Below are 22,681 nucleotides of genomic sequence, written 5' to 3' on the forward strand. Positions count from 1 at the left end.
CTCCCTCGAGGATCGGGCCCGCACAGCCGCCCGGCCGCCCCCGAGGACCGGGCCCGCACGCCGCCCGGCCGCCCCCTGTCGCCGCCGTCACAGCGGCGGGGACCCACCGTGGCGTACACTTCCGCGCCATGCACTTGTCTGACAACATCGCCGCCCCTGCCGCGCCCGCCGTCTCCGCGTGGATCCGGCGCGCTCCGAAGGCCGTTCTCCACGACCACCTCGACGGCGGGCTGCGCCCCGCGACGATCGTCGAGCTGGCGCGTGAGTGCGGCTACGCCTCCCTGCCGACCGAGGACCCCGCCGCGCTCGCGGTCTGGTTCCGGGACGCCGCCGACTCCGGTTCGCTGGAGCGGTACCTGGAGACCTTCGCCCACACCTGCGCGGTGATGCAGACCCGCTCCGCCCTGGAGCGGATCGCGGCCGAGTGCGCCGAGGACCTGGCCGCGGACGGCGTCGTCTACGCCGAGATCCGCTACGCCCCTGAGCAGCACCTGGAGGGCGGGCTGACCCTGGACGAGGTCGTCGAGGCGGTGAATGACGGCTTCCGCGAGGGCGAGCGCCGCTCGGGTGGCCGGATCACCGTCCGCACCCTGCTCACCGGCATGCGGCACACCGACCGTTCCCTGGAGATCGCGCGGCTGACCGTCGCCCATCGCGAGAACGGCGTCGCCGGTTTCGACATCGCCGGCGGTGAGATCGGCAACCCGCCGGCCCGCCACCTCCCCGCCTTCCAGCATCTGAAGCGGCACAACTGCCACTTCACCATCCACGCGGGCGAGGCGGTCGGCGCCGAGTCGATCCACGAGGCCGTGCAGATCTGCGGCAGCGAGCGGATCGGCCACGGGGTGCGCATCACGGACGACATCGCCGAGGACGGCACCCTGGGCCACCTCGCCTCCTACGTCCGCGACAACCGCATCGCCCTGGAGGTCTGCCCGACCTCCAACCTGCAGACCGGTGCGGCGAAGGACTACGCCTCGCACCCGATCGACGAGCTGCGCCGGCTCGGCTTCCGGATCACCCTCAACACCGACAACCGCCTGGTCTCCGGCACCACCATGAGCGAGGAGTTCCAGCACATGGTGGACGCCTTCGGCTACGGCCCGGAGGTCTTCGAGGAGTTCACCGTCGCCGCGCTCGACGCCGCCTTCCTGCCCCTCCCCGAGCGGCAGCGGCTGATCGACGAGGTGGTCCGCCCGGGTTACGCGGCCCTGCGCTGACGGCTTGCGCGGACGGTCGCCGGGAAGCCGCCGTCACCGCCCCGAGCGGCTGACGACGGCCGCCGGCGCGCCGTGCCGGGCCGGGCCGGCGACGTCACAGGCCCGGCCCGGCGGCGCGGGGTCCGGCGGCCCTCAGGTCAGCGCGGGCACGTCGAGCGTGAGCGTGCCCGCCTCGGCGTCCAGCACGCCCGGCACCCCGAGCGGAAGCGTGAGCGCGCTCGCGCCGTGGCCGAAGCCCATCTCCTCCACCACCGGGACGCCGAGCCCGCCGAGGCGGTCGGCCAGCACCGCGCGGACGTCGTCGTAGGGACCGCACTCCGCCCAGGAGCCGAGCCCGACGGCCGCGACGCCGTCCAGCCAGCCGGACCGCAGGAGCTGGGTGAGGACGCGGTCCAGGCGGTACGGCTCCTCCCCCACGTCCTCCAGGAACAGCAGGCCGCCCCGGGCCGACGGTCGCGCGTGCGGGGTGGCGAGGTCGGCGGCGAGGAGGCTGACGCACCCGCCGAGGGTGACACCGCGGGCCCGGCCGGGCACCAGCGGCCTCGCGCTCTCGCGTCCGAGCGTCAGGACCGACTCGGGCGCGAACAGCGTGGCCCGCAGACACTCCTGGGTGCGCCGGTCCTCCAGGAAGGCCGCCGCCGCGACCATCGGACCGTGCAGGGTGACCACACCGGCCCGTACGGCGAACGCCTCGTGGAGGGCGGTGAGGTCGCTGTAGCCGACGAAGACCTTGGGCCCCGACGCCCGCATCGCGGCCCAGTCGAGCAGGTCCACCATCCGCTGGACGCCGTAGCCGCCCCGGGCGCAGATGACCGCCGCGACGCCGGGGTCGCACCAGGCCTGCTGGAGGTCGCGGGCCCGGCCCGCGTCCGTGCCCGCGAGATAGTCCAACGCGGGATGGGTGTCGAGGACGTGGGGGGCGACCACGGGGTCCAGACCCCAGCCGCGCAGAATGTCGAGGCCGGCGGCGAGGCGCTCCTCGGGCACGGGGCCGCTGGGCGCGACGACGGCGACCCGGTCACCGGCCCTCAGCCGGGCGGGCCGGAGCAGCGGCGCCACCGGGCGTGGCTGGTCCGCAGGAGTCCGGGCCCCCGTCATTCCCTCAGCTCCAGACGGGGGACGTCGGGCCGCTCGATGCCGAAGGTCTGGGCGTACAGCGACAGTTCGGCCTCCAGGGCGCGGATCACGGTGCCTGCGCGCCGGAAGCCGTGGCCCTCGCCCTCGAAGGCGATGTACGCGTGCGGGACGCCCCGTCCGGCCATCGCCGCCAGGAACCTCTCGCTCTGCGCGGGCGGGCAGATCACGTCGTCGAGCCCCTGGAGCAGCAGGAACGGGGCGGAGATCCGCTCGACGTGGGCGAGGGGCGAGCGTTCCTTGTAGCGGGCGGGGACCTCGGCGAGCGGCCCGACCAGCGACTCGAGGTAACGGGACTCGAAGTCGTGGGTCTCGTCGGTTGCCCAGCCGAGCAGGTCGAGGATGGGGTAGATGATCGTGCCGCAGGCGTAGACGTCGCTGGTGACCAGTGAGGCGGCGGTGGTCCAGCCGCCCGCGCTGCCGCCGCGGATCGCGAGGCGTGCCGGGTCGGCGGTGCCTTCGGAGGCGAGCGCCTCGGCGACGGCCGCGCAGTCCTCGACGTCGACGACGCCCCACTGCTCGTGGAGGCGTTCGCGGTACTCCCGGCCGTAGCCGGTCGAGCCGCCGTAGTTCACCTCGGCGACGCCGATGCCGCGGGAGGTGAAGTAGGCGATCTCCAGGTCGAGGACGAGCGGTGCGTGCGCGGTCGGGCCGCCGTGCGCCCAGACCACGAAGGGCGGCAGTTCGTCGGCGGGGGCGATGCGGTCGGGGTTGTGCGGAGGGTAGACGTGGGCGTGGATCTCCCGGTTGTCGGGCCCGGCGAAGGTGCGGATCTGGGGCTCGGGGTAGTACGCCGGGTCGACCGGGTCGTCGTGGGCCGAGCCGATGACGCGGGTCCGGCCGGTACAGGTGTCCAGCTCCACGATCTCGTAGGCGCTGCGCGGGCTCGCGGCGACGCCCGCGACCCGGCTGCCGTGCGCGGCGAGGGTGGGGGCCCACTCGGTCCAGGGGCCGGCCGCGTCGACGACCTCCCCGCTCTCGGGGTCGAGTATCCCGAGGGAGGTGGCGCCCCTGCCGTGGATGACCGCCACGAGGCCGTTCTCCAGGGGGCGGAACCAGCTGAGGCCGATCTTCCACAGCGGGCCGCCGAACTCCTCGGCGCGGGGGCACAGGGCGACCGGCTCCCCGTCCGCTCCGGGGCGGTAGACGTTCCACCAGCCGCTGCGGTCGCTGAGGTACAGCAGCTGTCCGTCGGGGGTCCAGTCGACCTGCGGGACCGACTCCGCGGGCCCGCCGGCGACGCGCCGCGCCGCCGCGAAGAGGCCGTCGGCCGTGACGTCGGCGAGCAGCACCTCCGTACCGTCCCAGGGCATGCGGGGGTGGTCCCAGGCGATCCAGGCCGCCTGTCCTCCGTCCGGGGAGAGGCGCGGGCCCGTGACGAAACGGTGGGCGCCGTCGGAGAGTTCGCGTACCGCCGAGCGGTCCTCGGCCGCCGATCCGTCCAGCGGGACGGCGGCGACGACCCGGCGCACGTCGGTGGGCGCGGGTCCGGTGAACTCCTCCAGGACGCACCACACCTCGTCCCGTTCCGGGTGGAGGACCGGGTCGGCCCAGCGCAGGCCGCCGCCGGTGGCCGCGACGGGGGTGAGCGGCCGGGGGACGGCCGCGTCGCCTCCGGCGTCCGGTTCGTAGGCGTAGAGCCGCTGGTCGGGGAAGTGGCTGAAGACGATCAGCGGGCCGCCGTCGTGCCGGGCGAGTCCGGCCCACGGCTGTCCGCCGTATTCGACGACCCGGCTGCGGACGTTCCACGGGGCGGGGAGGACCTGCTCCTCGGCGCCGTCCGCCCGACGGCGCACCAGGGCGCGCCGCCCGCCTTCCGTGGGGCGGGGCGCCGTCCACCACAGCTCGTCGCCGACGGTGCCGAGGTACTCGGGGCGTCCGTCGAGGGACGCGGCGAGGGCCGCGTCGATGGGTGAGGGCCAGCTGCCGTAGGGGCTCGTGGGTACCATGCCGACTCCCCTACGCGGTCTTCAGATAGTGGTCGAGTACGTCGACGCCGAAGTGCAGCGCGTCGACGGGGACGCGCTCGTCGACGCCGTGGAACAGCGCGCCGTAGTCCAGCTCCGGGGGGAGCTTCAACGGCGAGAAGCCGTAGCCGGTGATCCCGAGCCGGGAGAACTGCTTGGCGTCGGTGCCGCCGGACATGGAGAAGGGGATGACGTGACCGGCCGGGTCGAAGCGTTCCACGGCGGCCCGCAGCTTGGCGAAGGTCGGCGAGTCGACCGGTGCCTCCAGGGGGATCTCGCGGTGGTGGAACTCCCACGCGACGTCGGGTCCGGTGAGTCGGTCCATCGTCGCGGCGAACTCCTCCTCGCCGCCGGGCAGCATCCGCCCGTCCACGTAGGCGACGGCGTGCCCCGGGATGACGTTCACCTTGTATCCGGCGTCGAGCATCGTCGGATTGGCGCTGTTGCGGACGGTCGGCTCGACGAGCGCGGCGGCGGGGCCGAGCTTCTCCAGGAGGGTGTCGATGTCGAGGTCCTCGGCGGTGACGTCGGTCTCGATGCCGTACAGCGCGGCGAGTTCGGCGAGGGCCGCCCGCACGGTCGGGGTGATCCGGACCGGCCAGGTGTGGGCGCCTATGCGGGCGACGGCGGCGGCGAGCCGGGTCACGGCGTTGGCCGTGTTCACCTTCGAGCCGTGTCCGGCCCTGCCGTGGGCGGTGAGCTTGACCCACGCGGTGCCGCGTTCGCCGGCCGCGATGGGATAGAGCGTCATGCCGGGGTGCGGGTGGAAGCTGAACGCCCCGGATTCGCTGATGCCCTCGGTGCAGCCGTCGAAGAGACCGGCGTGCCGGTCGGCGAGGAACCCGGAGCCGTCCTCGGCGCTGGCCTCCTCGTCGGCGGTGTACGCGAGGACGATGTCGCGGCGGGGGCGGATGCCCTGGCGGGCCCAGGAGCGGACCACGGCGAGCACCATCGCGTCCATGTTCTTCATGTCGACGGCTCCGCGGCCCCAGACCACGCCGTCGCGGACCTCGCCCGAGAAGGGGTGGACGGTCCAGTCGGCGGGCTCGGCGGGCACCACGTCGAGATGGCCGTGCACGAGCAGCGCGTCGGCGGACGGGTCGGTGCCCTCGATCCTGGCGACGACGTTGGTGCGGCCGGGGGTGCGCTCCAGGAGGAGGGGCTCGAGTCCCGCCGCGGCGAGGCGTTCGGCGACGTACTCGGCGGCGGGCCGCTCGCGGCAGTCGCCGCCGCCTCTGTTGGTCGTGTCGATCCGGATGAGCTCGGAGGTGAAGGTCACCACCTCGTCGAGCGCCTCGGTGTCGGGCCGCTGTCGGGCGGGCTCAGCCATACTGCTCCTCCACCGCGGCCGAGACGATGGTCGTGACCGCCTTGAACGTGCGAATGCCTTCGTACATCGTCTCGCTGGTGTAGGCGACCCGGCGCTCGCCCCTCCGCGCCACGCCGGGCACGACGGTGGCGGCGGAGGCCAGGTGCTCGGCGTCGAACTCCAGCTCCAGCGTGAACGGGCCGCCGCGCACGGGGGCGTGCCGCACGGCGAGGCCCGCGGCCGCCTTGGCCGCCGCCCGGATCTCGCCGGCCGTGCGGCTCGGGGTCCGGCACACCGCCGCGTACCGCGAGACATGGTCCTTGACCGCGACCTTGGGCGCCTCAGGGGCGTACCCGAGGGCGTCCTCGCAGGTCAGGTCGTCACCGGTGACGAGGACCACCGGCACGCCGAACTCCGCCACCACACGGGCGTTGAGCAGGCCCTCGCTCGCCCGCTCCCCGTTCAGCCAGACGCCGGTGATGGAGTTCGCGAGATAGGTGTGGGCGAGGACGCCCTCGGCGCCCGCCCCCGTGTGGTAGCCGACGAAGGCGATGCCGTCGACGTCGCCGTGCTGCACGCCCTCCACCATGGACAGCGACTTGTGGCGTCCGGTGAGCATCTCCGCCCGCTCGTCGAGGTGTTCGAGGAGGAGGTTCCGCATCGACCAGTGCGCTTCGTTGATGAGCACCTCGTCGGCGCCGCCGTCGAAGAAGCCGAGCACCGCCGCGTTCACGTCCGAGGTGAACAGGGACCGGCACCGCTCCCACTGCGGTGTCCCCGGCAGCACGTCGGCGGGCCAGGTGACACCGGTGGCGCCTTCCATGTCGGCACTGATCAGGATCTTCATGCCTGGAAACCGTACGCGGCGACCGGCGGCACGACCACCCCTGTGGACAAGTGTCGGCGGACCGGGCGGACGCCGTGGTCAGTCCTCGTGGCCGAGGTGCAGATCGCGTTCGGTGCGGCCGCCGCCCGCGACCTGGAGGACGGTGGCGACCGGCGGGTAGCCGGCGGCGATGACGGTGTACTCGCCCGAGGACAGGTCCACGAAGCGGAACGTGCCGTCCGGCCCGGTCGTCAGGGTGTCGACGACGTTGCCCGCGGCGTCGAGGAGGGTGACCCGGGCGTCCTCGACCGGGCGCCCGCCGCCCGCGCGGACGGTGCCGCGCAGGACGGCGCCGCCGGCCAGCTCGACGTCCTGACGGGTCTCGCGGGAGGACTGCACGCTGACGGGGAGGGCGGCGGGCCGGAAGGCGGGGGCGCTGGCGGCCAGGGTGTACTCCCCCGCGACCAGTTCCGTGATCACGTAGCCGCCCTCGCGTCCGCTGCGGGTGGAGGCGACGACCTCTCCGCGCACGTCGGTGAGGGTGACGGCCGCGTCGCGTACGGGTGAGCCGTCGGCGGTGAGGACCGTTCCGGCCAGCCGACCGGCTCCGCCGAGGACGACGTCGAGCTCGACGGGGCGCTCTCCGACGGTGACGGAGACGGCCTGGGGCTGGTGTCCGCCTGCGGCCGCGATCAGGACGTACGAGCCGGGTCCCGGGACGCCGAGGGCGTAGCGGCCGTCCTCGCCGCTGCCGCCGCGCCCGATCTGCCGTCCCTGGACGTCGATCAGGGTCAGCGCGGCGCGGGGGACGCGGCTGCCGTCGTGGTGCCGCACGGTTCCGCAGACGGGAAGTCCCGCGGGGTGGGGGGCGGCAGGGGCCGCGTCCCTGGCCCGGGGGACGGCGGTGGGGGCCTCGGTGGCGGGGGTGTGGTGCGACACCAGCGGTTTCTCCTTGAGGAAGAAGGCGAGGACGAGGCCGAGCACGAGGACCGGCACGAGGTAGAGGAAGATGCGGGGCATCGCGTCCGCGTACGCCTGGATGTAGGCGTCGCGCAGGGCGGGCGGCAGGGCGTGCACCGTCTGGGGAGTGATCGATTCGGCGGCCGGGAGGCCCGCTCCGGCCGTCGTCCTCGGGAGGGAGTCGGCGAGGGCGTCGTCGAGCCGGGAGGCGAAGAGGGTGCCGAAGACGGCGGCGCCGACGCTGCCGCCGATCTGGCGGAAGTAGTTGTGTGCGCTCGTGGCGGTGCCGAGGTCCGTGGGGCGCACGGAGTTCTGCACGGCCAGGATGAGGACCGGCATGACGAGGCCGATACCGATGCCGAGGACGGCCTGCCAGACGCTGTGGTGCAGGCGCGGGGTGTCGGTCTCCATCCGGGAGAGCAGCCACATGCCGACGGCGGAGACGGCGCCGCCGACGACCGGGTAGAGCCGGTAGCGGCCGGTGCGGCTGATCAGGTGGCCCGAGACGATCGAGGCGATGACGATCCCGCCCATCAGGGGCAGCATGAGCAGGCCGGACTCGGTCGCGGTGGCTCCCTCGACCATCTGCAGGAAGGTCGGAAGGTAGCTGGCGGCGCCGAAGAGGGCGATGCCGACGACCGCGCCGACGAGGCTGGTGACGGTGAAGACGGAGTCACGGAACAGCCGCAGCGGGATGAGCGGTTCGGCGGCGCGGTGCTCCACGGCGAGGAAGAGCAGGACCGACGCCGCCGCGCCGCCGCCGAGTCCGAGGATGACCCGCGAGTCCCAGGCGTACTCGGTTCCGCCCCAACTGGTCAGCAGCACCAGGCAGGTGGAGGCCGCGGCGAGCAGGAGCGCGCCGAGTACGTCGAGCCTGGCCCTGGTCCGCGGCCTGGGGAGCTTGAGCACGAGGGCGACGACGGCGAGGGTGAGGAGTCCGAAGGGGACGTTGAAGTAGAAGCACCAGCGCCAGGAGACGTGGTCGGTGAAGAAGCCGCCGAGCAGGGGCCCGGCGACGGAGGCGAGGCCGAAGGCGGCTCCGATCAGGCCCATGTAGCGGCCGCGTTCGCGGGGCGGGACGATGTCGGCGATGATCGCCTGGACGCCGATCATGAGGCCGCCGGCGCCCACGCCCTGGACGGCCCGGAAGGCGATGAGCTCGTCCATGGTCCGCGACCAGCCGGCGAGGGCCGAGCCGATGACGAAGACGACGATGGCGAAGAGGAAGACGCCCTTGCGGCCGAAGAGATCGCCGAGCTTGCCGTACACGGGCAGGCCGATGGTGGCGGTGAGGAGATAGGCGGTGATGGCCCAGGACATCCGGTCCAGGCCCTGGAGTTCGCCGACGATCTTGGGCAGGGCGGTGGCGACGATCATCTGCTCCAGCGCGGCGAGCAGCAGCGCGAGCATGAGCCCGCAGAAGACGAGCCGGACCCGGCGGGGATCGAGGGCCGGTTCCGGTCCGGCCGGCGGCTCGTGGCCGGAGGGCGGGCCGCCCTCGACGAGCGGCACGTCGTCCTTCACCAGCGTGATCGCACCCACGTGCTGCTCCCCTCGTCACGGCGTCAGCGCCGCGGCCATTCTTCGCATTGGGCGCGAAGGGGGAGCAAGTCGGGCGGGCGGAGCGTTCCGTGGCGCTCCGGGGCGTGAACGGCCCTGCATACGGTGGCACTTGGGGCGCTCATCAGCGCGTTTGAGAGAGCGCCCGCGCCCCCGGGGCGCGGGGGGCGCTCGCACGGGGGCGCGGGGAAACCACTCGAATCGGTGAGCGGGGTGTGCCGCGGGTGCTACTTCTCGACCTCGGCCGCCAGGTTGGCCAGCACGGCGTCGTGGATGCGGGCGAGACCCTTGGGGGCGAAGGTCTTCTCGAAGAAGCCGCCGATGCCTCCCGCGCCGTTCCAGACGGTCGTCACGACGGTCTTGGACCTGCCCTCGCCGGCGGGGGTGACGGTCCAGGTGGTGACCATGGAGGAGTTGCGGTCCTTCTCGACGAGCTGTCCGTCGGTGGGCTCGGTGACCTCCAGGAGGCAGTCCCTGATCCGCTTGCTGGTCGCCTGGAGCTTCCAGTGGACGAGGGTGCCCTCGCCGTCGCCGCCCTCGCGGACCTCGTACTCGCTGAAGTGCTCCGGAAGCACCTTCGCGCGCGTGCCGCTGTAGTCGGCCAGAGCGTCGAACACCGTCTCCGCGTCCGCCGCGATGATCCGCTCCGTGGTGGCCTCGACCTGCGCCATTGCACTTCCTCCAGCACTCGGTTCCTCAGGGGTGGGGCACCAGCCAACCACCTGGGCCCGGGGCTCCCAAATCCGGCTTGCGACGATCAAGGGAACAAGTGTTCTATTGTGGCCACGGAGCCGAGGACGGACGATCGAGGAGGCGGCCATGCGCTGGGACAATCTGGGCGACGACCCCGCCGCTTCGGCCGGAACCGCGCTGTTCGGCGCGGACGCGGTCACCACCCGCACCTTCGACACCCCCGAGTTCCGCGGGATCACCTTCCACGAGGTGCGGGCCCGTTCGATCCTCAACCGCGTGCCGGGGGCCTCCCGGATGCCGTTCGAATGGACGGTGAACCCCTACCGGGGATGCACCCACGCGTGCGTCTACTGCTTCGCCCGCAAGACCCACAGCTATCTGGACCTCGACACCGGACTCGGGTTCGACTCCCAGATCGTGGTGAAGACCAACGCCCCCGAGCTGCTGCGCGGACAGCTCGCGTCCCGGCGCTGGCAGGGGGCGCACATCGCGATGGGCACCAACGTCGACTGCTACCAGCGCGCCGAGGGCCGCTACCGCCTGATGCCCGGCATCATCGCGGCCCTGCGCGACCACGCCAACCCGTTCTCGATCCTCACCAAGGGCACCCTGATCCTGCGCGACCTCGACCTCCTGGTGCAGGCCGCCGAGGTGACCGAGGTGGGCATCTCGGTCTCGGTCGGCTTCATCGACGAGGAGCTGTGGCGCACGGTCGAGCCCGGCACACCCTCGCCCCCGCGGCGCCTGGAGGTCGTAGGGACGCTCGGCGAGCACGGCATCGGCTGCGGGGTCCTGATGGCGCCGGTGATCCCGTTCCTCGGCGACCGGCCGGAGCAGCTTCGCGAGACCGTGCGCGCCGTCGCCGACGCCGGCGCGACCTCCGTGACCCCGCTCGTCCTGCATCTGCGGCCCGGGGCGCGCGAGTGGTTCATGACGTGGCTGCGCCACCACCACCCCCACCTGGTGGGCCGCTACGAGCGGATGTACGCGGACGGGGCGTACGCGCCGACCTGGTACCAGCGGCGGATCACCCGTCAGGTCCACGAGCTGGCCGACGAGTTCGGGATCGGTCCGGCCCGCCGGGGCGCCTCGCGCCGGATCCCCGTACCCGAGGAGCCCGCGCTCGCGGGACCGACCCAGCTCACCCTCCTCTGATCGGGTGACCTCTCGGCGGAACAGGTCCTTCCGCATGGGGATCCGGGCACGGACGCCCTATGAACCCACGCGCAGGAACGCTGATCGCCGCTGGAGCGCTGGTCGCCGGGACGGTCGCCGTCCTGCCGGCGTCCGCCGAGCCCCGGCCCGAGCCGGCCGTCCGCCCCCTGGCCCCGCTCGTCTGGACCGGCTGCGCCACGCCGGCGTACCCGCGGCTCCAGTGCGCCACGCTGAGGGTGCCGCTGGACCACGCCGCCCCGGAGGGCCGGACGATCACGCTCGCGCTGACCCGCGTCCCGCACACCGCGAAGGTGTCCCAGGGACCGCTCGTCGTCAATCCGGGCGGTCCCGGCGGCAGCGGGCGGACCCTGGCCGGCTACGTGGCGGCCTCGCTGCCCGCGGAGGTGGCGGCGGGATACGACGTGGTCGGCTTCGACCCGCGCGGGGTGGGCGGGAGCGAGCCCGCCCTCGACTGCAAGCCCGGCCACTTCGCCCCCGTACGCCCGGACTCCGTCCCGGGCGGCGCCGAGGGGGAGGCGGCCGGCGTGGAGCGGGCGCGGTCCTTCGCCGCGGCGTGCGGCGAGAAGCACGGCGACGTGCTGCCCTACATCGACACCGTCAGCACGGCCCGCGACCTGGACGCGATCCGCGCCGCCCTCGGCGCGCCGCGCCTCAACTATCTGGGCTACTCCTACGGGACGTACCTCGGAGCCGTCTACGCCCGGCTGTTCCCGGAGCGAGTGCGCCGCTTCGCCCTGGATTCCGTGGTCAATCCGCAGGGCGTCTGGTACGAGGACAACCTCGCGCAGGACTACGCCTTCGACGCCCGGCACAAGGACTTCATGGCCTGGGTGGCCCGGCAGGACGCCGCCTACGGGCTGGGCTCGGATCCGGCGGCGGTCGAGGCCGCCTGGTACCGGATGCGCGAGGAGCTGCGGACGAAGCCGGCGGGCGGCACGGTCGGCCCGGGCGAGCTGGAGGACACCTTCCTGCCCGGCGGCTACTACGACGGCTACTGGCCGAGGCTGGCGGAGGCCTTCTCCGCGTACGTCAACCGGCAGGACGGGGCCCCGCTGGCCAGGACGTACGCCGCCATCGCGGCGGCAGACGGCGCGGACGACAACGGCTACTCGGTCTACACGAGCGTGCAGTGCCGGGACGCGGCGTGGCCGCGCGACTGGGGCGTATGGCGCAAGGACAACTGGGACGTGCACGCGAAGGCGCCGTTCTCCACCTGGAACAACGCCTGGTACAACGCTCCCTGCGCGTTCTGGCCGGTGGAGTCCCTGACGCCGCCGGACGTCACGAACGCGGAGGTGCCGCCGGTGCTCATCCTCCAGGCCTCGGACGACGCCGCCACTCCGTACGAGGGCGCCGTGGCGCTGCACCGGATGGTGCGCGGCTCCAGCCTGGTGGTGGAGGCGGGCGGCGGGAACCACGGCGTGTCCCTGGTGGGGAACGACTGCGTCGACGGCCACCTGGAGGCCTTCCTGGCCACCGGACGGGTACCGCGCGGGGCCGCGGGCGCGGAGGCGGACGCGGTCTGCGCGGCCCTGCCGGAGCCCAAGCCCGCGAAAGCCCCCCAGGGGCGCGGAAGCGCCGCGGACCCCCGGCCGGAGGGCGCCACCCTGCACGGCCTGCTCGGCCACGCCGGCTGAGAGCGCGCCCCCGGGGGCCGGCGGCACTCTCGCGACATGTTTCAGCCGTCGGGCCCCCGGCCGTGGAGGCGGTCGAGTGCCCGCCGGGCCGCCGGGGCCAGGCGGGGGTGGGGAAGGGCCGCTTCGAGGGTGGGGCGGGCGCGCTCGTCACCGAGGGCGCCCAGGCCCTCGACGCAGGCGAGCCCGACGCGCCAGTGCGGATCGTCGGCGGCGAGACGTCGTTCGAGGACGGTGATCAGGGCCGGCACGGACTCGGGCGCGCGCAGGTCCGAGAGCAGACGGACCGGCAGCAGGGCGTAGGAGACGCGCAGTTCGTTGGTGGCGAGGGCGGCGGCGGCCCTCGCCGTGCGCGGGTCGCCGAGCCGCGTCAGCGCGTAGGCGGCGGAGACGCAGCGTTCGGGGTCGCGGTGGTTGAGCAGGAGGACGAGGGCCTCGAAGGCGCGCGCGTCACCCGCGAGGCCCAGCCGGAAGGCGGCGATCTCGCGGGCCCAGAGCGGCTGTCCGGGCGCCGTGAGAACGCGCGCGAGCGCGCTTTCGTCATCACCGGTGACGAGTTCTTCGAATGCCGCGGAGTCGCCGTGGATCTCGTTCCGCAATCGATCGATCATCGAGCAGAATTCGGGGTCCCGAGCGATATCCATGGCGTTCAGCGTATCCGCGATCCAGATCACATTTTCTGAACTTCCCGGGACTGGCGCGCTCGTTACCCGCCGGTTAATCTCAGGTGAGCGGGTCACCCCCCGCATCACTCACAACGGCCTGGTGACGCAGCCGTCGTGAGATCGAGTTTGTCGGTTCGGCAGTTTCGACGTGGCTCCGGGACAGAGTCCGTCGCCTTTTCCCGCGCGTTCTCCGCGCGCCCGCATTGCCGCCCTCAGTCGTCACTCTTCTCTCCCTGGAGTCCCCTGATGGACACCCCTCTCTCCACCATCGCCGTCGTCGGTCTCGGCACCATGGGCAGCGGCATCGCCGACGTCCTGGCCCGGGCCGGCCGCGAGGTCATCGGTATCGACATCAGCGACGCCGCCGCCGCGCGCGCCGTCGCGGCCCTGGAGTCCTCCACCGCCCGCGCGGTGGCCCGTGAGCGGATCACGGAGGAGGAGCGCCGCGACGTCCTCGCCCGTTTCCGCACCTTCTCCGACCTCCAGGCGGCCGCCGAGGCCGATCTCGTGATCGAGGTCGTGCCCGAGTCGTACGAGGCCAAGCAGGAGGTGTTCCGGGCGCTGGACTCCATCGTCCGGCCCGACGCGATCATCGCCACCGGCACCAACGCCCTGTCCGTGACGCGTCTCGCCGCCGACTCGGCGCACCCCGAGCGGGTGCTCGGGCTGCACTTCTTCACCCCGGTCCAGGCGATGAGGCTGGTGGAGGTCGTCTCCTCGGTCCTCACCGCCCCGCAGGCCGTCCAGACCGTCACCGACCTGGCCCTCGACCTCGGCAAGGAGCCCGTGGCGGTCGGCGACCGGCCCGGATTCGTCGCCGACGGCCTGCTGTTCGGCTACCTCAACCAGGCCGCGGCGATGTACGAGGCGAAGTACGCCTCCCGCGAGGACATCGACGCCGCCATGAGGCTGGGCTGCGGCCTGCCGATGGGACCGCTGGCGCTGCTGGACCTGATCGGCATCGACACCGCCCGTACCGTCCTCGAGGCGATGTACAGCGAGTCGCACGACCGGCTGCACGCTCCGGCGCCGATCCTCAGGCAGCTCAGCGAGGCGGGGCTGACCGGCCGCAAGTCGGGCCGCGGCTTCTACACGTACGACGCGCCCGGCTCGGCCACCGTGGTCCGCGACGCGCTGACGCCCCTGGAGGACTCGGCCACGGGCGGTCAGCGGACCCGCGAGGTCCGCTCGGTCGGCGTCGCCGGCTCCGGGACGATGGCCTCCGGCATCGCCGAGGTCTTCGCCAAGGCCGGTTACACGGTGGTCCTCGCCGCCCGGTCGCAGGAGAAGGCCGACACGGCCAAGGCCCGGATCGCCAAGTCGCTCACCCGTTCGGTCGACAAGGGCCGGATGACCGGCGAGGCCCGGGACGAGACGCTGGCCCGGATCACCCCGGCCGGTTCGCTGGACGCCTTCGCCGAGGTCGACCTCGCCGTCGAGGCGGTCGCCGAGGACCTGGAGATCAAGCAGCAGCTCTTCGCGACCCTCGACAAGATCTGCAAGCCGGGCGCGGTGCTCGCCACCACGACCTCCTCGCTGCCCGTCGTCGCCTGCGCCCGCGCCACCTCGCGCCCGCAGGACGTCATCGGCATGCACTTCTTCAACCCGGCCCCGGCGATGAAGCTGGTGGAGATCGTCCGTACGGTCCTGACGGCCGACGACGTCCACGCCACGGTCCGCGAGGTGACCGCGAAGATCAGGAAGCACCCGGTGGACTGCGGCGACCGTGCCGGATTCATCGTGAACGCGCTGCTCTTCCCGTACCTCAACAACGCGATCAAGATGGTCCAGGAGCACTACGCCACCCTGGACGACATCGACGCCGCCATGAAGCTGGGCGGCGGCTACCCGATGGGGCCGTTCGAGCTCCTGGACGTCGTCGGCCTGGACGTCTCGCTCGCCATCGAGCAGGTGCTGCACCGCGAGTTCCGCGACCCGGGCCTGGCCCCGGCGCCGCTCCTGGAGCACCTGGTCGCGGCCGGCTGCCTCGGCCGCAAGACGGGGCGCGGCTTCCGCGAATATGCCCGACGCTGAGCCGTACGCGGGCTGGGGAGGGTTGCTGAGCCCCCCGGGCTCCCCGGGCGACCCCGGCGACCCTCCCCCACCTGGGCACACTCCCGCACTGATGCAGTACGTTCAGGACATGTCCAAGGCCGCGAAGTCACCCCGTGCCACCTCCCCGTCCGACTCCACGGAGAGTGCGGCGGGCACCCGCGCGGCCGCTCAGCGGCTCAAGATGCGCCGTGAGCTGGCCACGGCGGCCATGGAGCTGTTCGCGACCAAGGGGTACGAGGCCACCACGGTCGACGAGATCGCCGCCGCGGCCGGGGTCGCGCGCCGGACCTTCTTCCGCCACTTCCGCTCCAAGGAAGAGGCGATCTTCCCGGATCACGACGACACCCTGGTGCGCGCGGAGGCGGTGCTGAACGCCGCGCCGCCGCACGAGCACCCGCTGGACACGGTCTGCCGGGGCATCAAGGAAGTCATGAAGATGTACGCGGGGTCCCCGGCGGTCTCCGTGGAGCGCTACCGGCTGACCCGCGAGGTACCGACCCTGCGGGAGCGCGAGATCGCGTCGGTGGCCCGCTACGAACGGCTGTTCACCCGCTATCTCCTGGGCCATTTCGACGAGCGCGACCACCACGACGGCAACGACGACCCGCTGCTCGCCGAGGTGGCGGCGTCGGCGGTGGTCACCGCCCACAACCACGTCCTGCGCCGCTGGCTGCGGGCCGGCGGTCAGGGCGACGTCGAGGCGCAGCTGGACCACGCCTTCGCGATCGTCCGGGAGACCTTCGGCTCGGGCATAGGCGCCGGCCGGCCCGCCCAGGCGCCGCCGGTCCAGCAGCCGGCCCCCCAGGCGGCCCCCTCGCGGGCGGCGGCCCAGGAGCCGGCGGCGACCGTCTCCGCCGAGGGCGACGTGATGGTGGCCGTGGCGCGCACCGACGCTCCGCTCGACGAGGTCATGCGCACCATCCGGCAGGCGCTCACCCGCGGCTGACCGCTCGTCTCCGTCGAAGGCCGCCCCCGCCGGGGGCGGCCTTCGTCCGTTTTCGTCCCCACCCTCGATCGATCATCGCTCATGTGTGACCGGTGGATTGCATCTGAGTGAAATTGTTGGCACGCAGTGCCTTGTCAGGTGACACGCGGTGCCATACGTTGAGGGTGTCCGGGCGGCCGGCGCGCAGAGGTCTCCTCGTGCGCCGGCTGTCCCCACAAGCGATCGTGATTGTGCGCCCGGACGCCTGCGTCACAGGCAACCTCCGCGACCGGCTCGGCTTCCTCGGCGCCTTTGTCACGAGCAAAGGCGGAGTGAGGCGGAGCAGGCGCAGCCACGCACCACCCGCCGAACCGACGGCACACCTCCACAGCACCACCCGTAGACGTAACCCCACAGCGTCCCCTCGGACGCCGCACCGCCGGAGGCACACCCGTGAAGGAAATCCTGGACGCGATCCAGTCGACGGAGTCCACGTCCGCCGACTTCGCCAACCTCAAGCTGCCCGAGTCGTACCGCGCGGTGACCGTGCACAAGGACGAGGCCGAGATGTTCTCCGGCCTCCCCAGCCGCGAGAAGGACCCGCGCAAGTCGCTGCACCTCGACGACGTGGCGCTGCCCGAGCTCGGCCCGGGCGAGGCCCTGGTCGCCGTCATGGCCAGCTCGGTCAACTACAACTCGGTGTGGACCTCGATCTTCGAGCCGGTGTCCACCTTCGGCTTCCTGGAGCGCTACGGCCGGCTCAGCGACCTCAGCAAGCGTCACGACCTGCCGTACCACATCATCGGCTCCGACCTCGCGGGCGTCGTCCTGCGCACCGGCCCCGGCGTGAACTCGTGGAAGCCCGGCGACGAGGTCGTCGCGCACTGCCTCTCCGTCGAGCTGGAGTCCTCCGACGGCCACAACGACACGATGCTCGACCCCGAGCAGCGCATCTGGGGCTTCGAGACCAACTTCGGCGGCCTGGCCGAGATCGCCCTCGTGAAGTCCAACCAGCTGATGCCGAAGCCGGACCACCTCAGCTGGGAGGAGGCGGCGGCGCCCGGCCTGGTGAACTCCACCGCGTACCGCCAGCTGGTCTCCCGCAACGGCGCCGGCATGAAGCAGGGCGACAACGTCCTGATCTGGGGCGCGAGCGGCGGCCTCGGCTCGTACGCCACCCAGTTCGCGCTGGCCGGCGGCGCCAACCCGATCTGTGTCGTCTCCAGCGAGCAGAAGGCGGACATCTGCCGCTCGATGGGCGCCGAGTCGATCATCGACCGCAACGCCGAGGGCTACAGGTTCTGGAAGGACGAGCACACCCAGGACCCGAAGGAGTGGAAGCGCTTCGGCAAGCGCATCCGCGAGCTCACCGGCGGCGAGGACATCGACATCGTCTTCGAGCACCCCGGCCGCGAGACCTTCGGCGCGAGCGTCTACGTCACCCGCAAGGGCGGCACGATCACCACCTGCGCCTCCACCTCGGGCTACATGCACGAGTACGACAACCGCTACCTGTGGATGTCGCTGAAGCGGATCATCGGCTCGCACTTCGCCAACTACCGCGAGGCGTGGGAGGCCAACCGCCTGGTCGCCAAGGGCAAGATCCACCCGACCCTCTCCAAGGTCTACTCCCTGGCGGAGACCGGGCAGGCGGCGCACGACGTCCACCGCAACGCCCACCAGGGCAAGGTCGGCGTCCTCTGCCTCGCCCCCGAGGAGGGCCTGGGCGTGCGCGACCAGGAGATGCGCGCGGAGCACATCGACGCCATCAACCGCTTCCGTAACATCTGAGCCCGGGAACGCATATGACAGAGCGTCAGAAGGACCGGCCGTGGCTCATGCGGACGTACGCCGGTCACTCGACCGCCGAGGCGTCCAACGAGCTGTACCGGCGCAACCTGGCCAAGGGGCAGACCGGACTCTCGGTCGCCTTCGACCTGCCGACGCAGACCGGCTACGACCCCGACCACATCCTCGCCCGCGGCGAGGTCGGCCGGGTCGGGGTCCCGGTCTCGCACCTCGGTGACATGCGCCGGCTGTTCCAGGACATCCCCCTGGAGCAGATGAACACCTCGATGACCATCAACGCCACCGCCATGTGGCTGCTGGCGCTCTACCAGGTGGTGGCCGAGGAGCAGGGTGCGGACGTCACCCGGCTCCAGGGCACCACCCAGAACGACATCGTGAAGGAATACCTGTCGCGCGGGACGCACGTCTTCCCGCCCGGCCCGTCGCTGCGGCTGACGACGGACATGATCACCTACACGGTGAACCACATCCCGAAGTGGAACCCGATCAACATCTGCAGCTACCACCTGCAGGAGGCGGGAGCCACTCCGGTCCAGGAGATCTCGTACGCCATGTCCACCGCGATCGCGGTGCTCGACGCGGTCTTCGCCTCCGGCCAGGTCCCCGAGGAGCGCAGGGGCGAGGTGGTCGCCCGCATCTCCTTCTTCGTGAACGCGGGCGTCCGCTTCGTCGAGGAGATGTGCAAGATGCGCGCCTTCGGCCGCATCTGGGACAAGATCACGCGCGAGCGGTACGGCATCGAGGACGCCAAGCAGCGCCGGTTTCGCTACGGAGTGCAGGTCAACTCCCTGGGCCTGACCGAGGCACAGCCGGAGAACAACGTCCAGCGGATCGTGCTCGAGATGCTGGCCGTGACCCTCTCCAAGGACGCCCGCGCGCGCGCCGTCCAGCTGCCCGCCTGGAACGAGGCCCTGGGCCTGCCCCGCCCGTGGGACCAGCAGTGGTCGCTCCGCATCCAGCAGGTCCTCGCGCACGAGTCGGACCTGCTGGAGTACGAGGACATCTTCGCCGGGTCGCACGTCATCGAGGCCAAGGTCGGCTCCCTCGTGGAGGAGTGCCTGGCCGAGATCGACCGCATCCAGGAGATGGGCGGCGCGATGGCCGCCGTGGAGTCCGGCTACCTCAAGTCGCAGCTCGTGTCCTCGCACGCCGAGCGGCGGGCCCGGATCGAGGCCGGCGACGAGAAGATCGTCGGGGTCAACATCTTCGAGTCCACCGAGGAGAACCCGCTCACCGCCGACCTCGACACGGCGATCATGACGGTCGACCCGGCCAACGAGGCGCGTGTCGTGGCGAAGCTCCACGAGTGGCGCGACAACCGCGACGAGCCCCGCGCGCAGGAGGCGCTGGCCGCCCTCAAGGCCACCGCCGCCGGTGACGGGAACCTCTTCGAGGCCACCCTGGAGTGCGCCCGCGCCGGTGTCACCACCGGCGAGTGGTCCTGGGCGCTGCGGGACGTCTTCGGCGAGTTCCGCGCCCCCACGGGCGTCTCCTCCGCCCCGGTCGCCGTCACGGCCGAGGCGGGCACCCCGCTGGCGCTGGTGCGGGAGAAGGTGGCGCGCACCGCCGACGAGCTGGGCTCCGGGCGCCTGCGGCTCCTGGTGGGCAAGCCGGGCCTGGACGGCCACTCCAACGGGGCCGAGCAGATCGCCGTCCGGGCGCGTGACGCCGGCTTCGAGGTGGTCTACCAGGGGATCCGGCTGACGCCCGAGCAGATCGTCAACGCGGCCCTCGCCGAGGACGTGCACTGCGTGGGCCTGTCGATCCTCTCCGGCTCGCACGCCGAGCTGGTGCCGGACGTCCTCGACCGCCTCCGTGAGGCGGGCGCGCCCGACATCCCGGTCATCGTCGGCGGGATCATCCCGAACGCCGACGCCGCAGATCTGAAGCGGGCGGGCGTGGCCGCCGTCTTCACACCGAAGGACTTCGGTATCACCGAGATCATCGGCCGTATCGTCGACGAGATCCGGAAAGCGAACAAGCTCGACCCCCTGGAGGTCCCCGCATGACGACCGTGAACCGGCTCCGGCCGCGCCGCTCCTGCCTCGCCGTCCCCGGCTCCAACCCGCGCTTCCTGGAGAAGGCCCAGGGGCTCGCCGCCGACCAGGTCTTCCTCGACCTGGAGGACGCCTGCGCGCCGCTCGCCAAGCCCGACGCGCGCCACACCATCGTGAAGTTCCTCAACGAGGGCGACTGGACCGGCAAGACGCGGGTCGTGCGGGTCAACGACTGGACGACCCACTGGACCTACCGGGACGTCGTCACCGTCGTCGAGGGCGCCGGCCAGAACCTCGACTGCATCATGCTGCCGAAGGTCCAGGACGCCCAGCAGATCGTCGCCCTCGACCTGCTGCTCACGCAGATCGAGAAGACCATGGGCTTCGAGGTCGGCAAGATCGGCATCGAGGCGCAGATCGAGAACGCCCAGGGCCTCAACAACGTCAACGCCATCGCGCAGGCCTCACCGCGGGTGGAGACGATCATCTTCGGCCCGGCCGACTTCATGGCCTCCATCAACATGAAGTCCCTGGTCGTCGGCGAGCAGCCGCCCGGCTACGACGCCGACGCCTACCACTACATCCTGATGAAGATCCTGATGGCGGCGCGCGCCAACGACCTCCAGGCGATCGACGGCCCCTACCTGCAGATCCGCAACCCCGAGGGCTACCAGGCGGTCGCCCGCCGCGCCGCCGCGCTCGGCTTCGACGGCAAGTGGGTGCTCCACCCGGACCAGGTCGCCGCCGCGAACGAGATCTTCTCGCCTTCGCAGGAGGACTTCGACCACGCCGAGCTGATCCTGGACGCGTACGACTACTACACGTCCGAGGCGGGCGGCAAGAAGGGCTCGGCGATGCTCGGCGACGAGATGATCGACGAGGCCAGCCGCAAGATGGCCCTGGTCATCTCCGGCAAGGGCCGCGCGGCCGGCATGGAGCGCACCACCTCGTTCGAGATCCCGGAGGCCTGATCCCGATGCAGTTCGGCCGCACCTACGAAGAGTTCGAAGTCGGCGCCGTCTACAAGCACTGGCCCGGAAAGACGGTCACGGAGTACGACGACCATCTCTTCTGTCTGCTGACGATGAACCACCACCCGCTTCACATGGACGTGAATTACGCGGAGAACACGACGGACTTCGGGAAGAACGTCGTCGTCGGCAACTACATCTACTCGCTGCTGCTCGGCATGTCCGTCCCGGACGTCTCCGGCAAGGCGATCGCCAACCTGGAGATCGAGTCGCTGCGCCACGTCGCGCCGACCTTCCACGGTGACACCATCTACGGCGAGACCACGGTCCTCGACAAGACCCCGTCGAAGTCCAAGAACGACCGGGGCATCGTCTACGTCGAGACCAAGGGCTACAAGCAGGACGGCACCCTCGTGTGCGTGTTCCGCCGCAAGGTGATGGTCCCGACCGAGACGTACATCAAGGAGCGCGGCGGCGAGCAGCCCGGCCGCCCCACGCTGATCGAGCCCTCCAAGAAGACGGAGAAGTAGCCATGGCCCGACTCGCCCAGACCGCCGGGCTCACGGACGTCCAGCAGGAGATCCTGAAGACCGTCCGGGAGTTCGTCGACAAGGAGATCATCCCGGTCGCGACCGAGCTGGAGCACCGCGACGAGTACCCGCAGCAGATCGTCGACGGGCTGAAGGAGCTCGGTCTCTTCGGCCTGATGATCCCCGAGGAGTACGGCGGTCTGGGTGAGTCGCTGCTCACCTACGCCCTGTGCGTGGAGGAGATCGCCCGCGGCTGGATGTCGGTCTCCGGCATCATCAACACCCACTTCATCGTCGCGTACATGCTCAAGCAGCACGGCACGCAGGAGCAGAAGGACCACTTCCTCCCGCGGATGGCCGCCGGCGAGACGCGCGGCGCGTTCTCGATGTCGGAGCCGGCCCTGGGCTCGGACGTGTCGGCCATCACCTCCAAGGCGGTCAAGGACGGCGCCGAGTACGTCCTGAACGGCCAGAAGATGTGGCTGACGAACGGCGGAACGTCAACGCTGGTCGCCGTTCTCGTCCGAAGTGACGAAGGACACCCGGAGGGCACCGCCCCCCACAAGTCGATGACGACCTTCCTCGTCGAGAAGGAGCCCGGCTTCGGAGAGGTCCGCCCCGGCCTCACCATCCCCGGGAAGATCGACAAGATGGGCTACAAGGGTGTCGACACCACCGAGCTCATCATGGACGGACTGCGCATTCCGGCCAATCGGGTCCTCGGCGGCGTCACCGGCCGAGGGTTTTACCAAATGATGGACGGTGTCGAAGTCGGGCGGGTCAATGTCGCCGCCCGTGGCTGCGGCGTCGCTCAGCGTGCCTTCGAGCTGGGTGTCTCGTATGCCCAGCAGCGTCACACTTTCGGCAAGGCCATCGCCCAGCACCAGGCGATTCAGTTCAAGCTGGCCGAAATGGCTACCAAGGTGGAAGCCGCTCATGCGATGATGGTGAACGCAGCGCGCAAAAAGGACTCCGGGGAACGAAACGACCTCGAAGCAGGGATGGCGAAGTACCTCGCCTCCGAGTACTGCAAGGAAGTCGTCGAGGACGCCTTCCGTATCCACGGTGGATACGGGTTCTCCAAGGAGTACGAGATCGAGCGCCTCTACCGCGAGGCTCCGATGCTGCTGATCGGCGAAGGTACCGCCGAGATCCAGAAAATGATCATCGGTCGCCGGCTGCTCGAGGAGTACCGCTTCCAGGGGTGATGTCGCTTTCGAGTCGGTTCGGCCGCGAAGAAGATCACACCC

17 protein-coding genes are annotated in these 22,681 nt (G+C 71.6%); 10 read left to right on the plus strand and 7 right to left on the minus strand.

The window, feature by feature from the left end; genetic code table 11:
* The first annotated feature begins 128 nt into the window (after positions 1-128).
* Positions 129-1,220 carry an adenosine deaminase gene (locus tag AB0K65_RS06855; protein WP_365714668.1) on the plus strand — a complete coding sequence of 364 codons (1,092 nt, stop codon included), beginning with the start codon at positions 129-131 and terminating at the stop codon, positions 1,218-1,220.
* Between the two features lie 132 nt (positions 1,221-1,352).
* On the opposite strand, the gene AB0K65_RS06860 is transcribed toward AB0K65_RS06855, so the two are convergent.
* From AB0K65_RS06860 to AB0K65_RS06885, 6 genes are all read right to left on the minus strand, one after another.
* On the minus strand, positions 1,353-2,318 hold the full coding sequence (locus AB0K65_RS06860; protein WP_365714669.1) for an LD-carboxypeptidase: 966 nt from the start codon (positions 2,316-2,318) through the stop codon (positions 1,353-1,355).
* Positions 2,315-4,303: a prolyl oligopeptidase family serine peptidase gene (locus AB0K65_RS06865; RefSeq protein ID WP_365714670.1), complete on the minus strand. Its 1,989-nt coding sequence runs from the start codon at positions 4,301-4,303 to the stop codon at positions 2,315-2,317. Before AB0K65_RS06865 ends, AB0K65_RS06860 begins: the two co-directional genes overlap by 4 nt.
* Positions 4,304-4,313: 10 nt before the next feature.
* Complete coding sequence (locus AB0K65_RS06870; protein ID WP_365714671.1) at positions 4,314-5,651, minus strand: M20/M25/M40 family metallo-hydrolase; 1,338 nt, start codon at positions 5,649-5,651, stop codon at positions 4,314-4,316.
* On the minus strand, positions 5,644-6,477 hold the full coding sequence (locus AB0K65_RS06875) for a M55 family metallopeptidase (RefSeq protein WP_365714672.1): 834 nt from the start codon (positions 6,475-6,477) through the stop codon (positions 5,644-5,646). Before AB0K65_RS06875 ends, AB0K65_RS06870 begins: the two co-directional genes overlap by 8 nt.
* A gap of 78 nt (positions 6,478-6,555) precedes the next feature.
* Positions 6,556-8,928 carry an MFS transporter gene (locus AB0K65_RS06880; RefSeq protein WP_365714814.1) on the minus strand — a complete coding sequence of 791 codons (2,373 nt, stop codon included), beginning with the start codon at positions 8,926-8,928 and terminating at the stop codon, positions 6,556-6,558.
* Between the two features lie 275 nt (positions 8,929-9,203).
* Positions 9,204-9,647, minus strand: coding sequence for an SRPBCC family protein (locus AB0K65_RS06885; RefSeq protein WP_365714673.1), 444 nt, complete (start codon positions 9,645-9,647; stop codon positions 9,204-9,206).
* Positions 9,648-9,795: 148 nt separating this feature from the next.
* On the opposite strand from AB0K65_RS06885, the gene AB0K65_RS06890 reads away from it, so the two are divergent.
* Positions 9,796-10,824, plus strand: coding sequence for an Rv2578c family radical SAM protein (locus tag AB0K65_RS06890; protein WP_365714674.1), 1,029 nt, complete (start codon positions 9,796-9,798; stop codon positions 10,822-10,824).
* A gap of 59 nt (positions 10,825-10,883) precedes the next feature.
* The gene (locus AB0K65_RS06895) at positions 10,884-12,482 is read left to right on the plus strand and encodes an alpha/beta hydrolase (protein ID WP_365714675.1); all 1,599 of its coding nucleotides are present in this window, start codon (positions 10,884-10,886) and stop codon (positions 12,480-12,482) included.
* 41 nt (positions 12,483-12,523) lie between these two features.
* Here AB0K65_RS06895 and AB0K65_RS06900 read toward each other — a convergent pair whose 3' ends face one another.
* Positions 12,524-13,123 carry an adenylosuccinate lyase gene (locus AB0K65_RS06900; RefSeq protein ID WP_365714676.1) on the minus strand — a complete coding sequence of 200 codons (600 nt, stop codon included), beginning with the start codon at positions 13,121-13,123 and terminating at the stop codon, positions 12,524-12,526.
* A gap of 267 nt (positions 13,124-13,390) precedes the next feature.
* On the opposite strand from AB0K65_RS06900, the gene AB0K65_RS06905 reads away from it, so the two are divergent.
* The 7 genes from AB0K65_RS06905 (at position 13,391) to AB0K65_RS06935 (ending at position 22,639) form a co-directional block, all read left to right on the plus strand.
* The gene (locus AB0K65_RS06905; protein ID WP_365714677.1) at positions 13,391-15,178 is read left to right on the plus strand and encodes a 3-hydroxybutyryl-CoA dehydrogenase; all 1,788 of its coding nucleotides are present in this window, start codon (positions 13,391-13,393) and stop codon (positions 15,176-15,178) included.
* Between the two features lie 109 nt (positions 15,179-15,287).
* Entirely contained in the window at positions 15,288-16,145 is an 858-nt protein-coding gene (locus AB0K65_RS06910; RefSeq protein ID WP_365714815.1) for a TetR family transcriptional regulator, read from the plus strand.
* A 432-nt stretch (positions 16,146-16,577) separates the two neighbouring features.
* Positions 16,578-17,915 carry a crotonyl-CoA carboxylase/reductase gene (ccrA, locus tag AB0K65_RS06915; RefSeq protein ID WP_365714678.1) on the plus strand — a complete coding sequence of 446 codons (1,338 nt, stop codon included), beginning with the start codon at positions 16,578-16,580 and terminating at the stop codon, positions 17,913-17,915.
* A gap of 14 nt (positions 17,916-17,929) precedes the next feature.
* On the plus strand, positions 17,930-19,942 hold the full coding sequence (locus tag AB0K65_RS06920; protein ID WP_365714679.1) for a protein meaA: 2,013 nt from the start codon (positions 17,930-17,932) through the stop codon (positions 19,940-19,942).
* A complete protein-coding gene (locus tag AB0K65_RS06925) occupies positions 19,939-20,901 on the plus strand; it encodes a CoA ester lyase (protein ID WP_365714680.1) in 963 nt (320 codons plus the stop codon). Before AB0K65_RS06920 ends, AB0K65_RS06925 begins: the two co-directional genes overlap by 4 nt.
* A gap of 5 nt (positions 20,902-20,906) precedes the next feature.
* Positions 20,907-21,431, plus strand: a complete 525-nt coding sequence (locus AB0K65_RS06930; RefSeq protein ID WP_361962995.1) for a MaoC family dehydratase — start codon at positions 20,907-20,909, stop codon at positions 21,429-21,431.
* A 2-nt stretch (positions 21,432-21,433) separates the two neighbouring features.
* On the plus strand, positions 21,434-22,639 hold the full coding sequence (locus AB0K65_RS06935; RefSeq protein WP_365714681.1) for an acyl-CoA dehydrogenase family protein: 1,206 nt from the start codon (positions 21,434-21,436) through the stop codon (positions 22,637-22,639).
* Positions 22,640-22,681: the final 42 nt, after the last annotated feature.

The sequence above is a fragment of the Streptomyces sp. NPDC053755 genome (assembly GCF_040677675.1).
GTDB lineage: Bacteria > Actinomycetota > Actinomycetes > Streptomycetales > Streptomycetaceae > Streptomyces.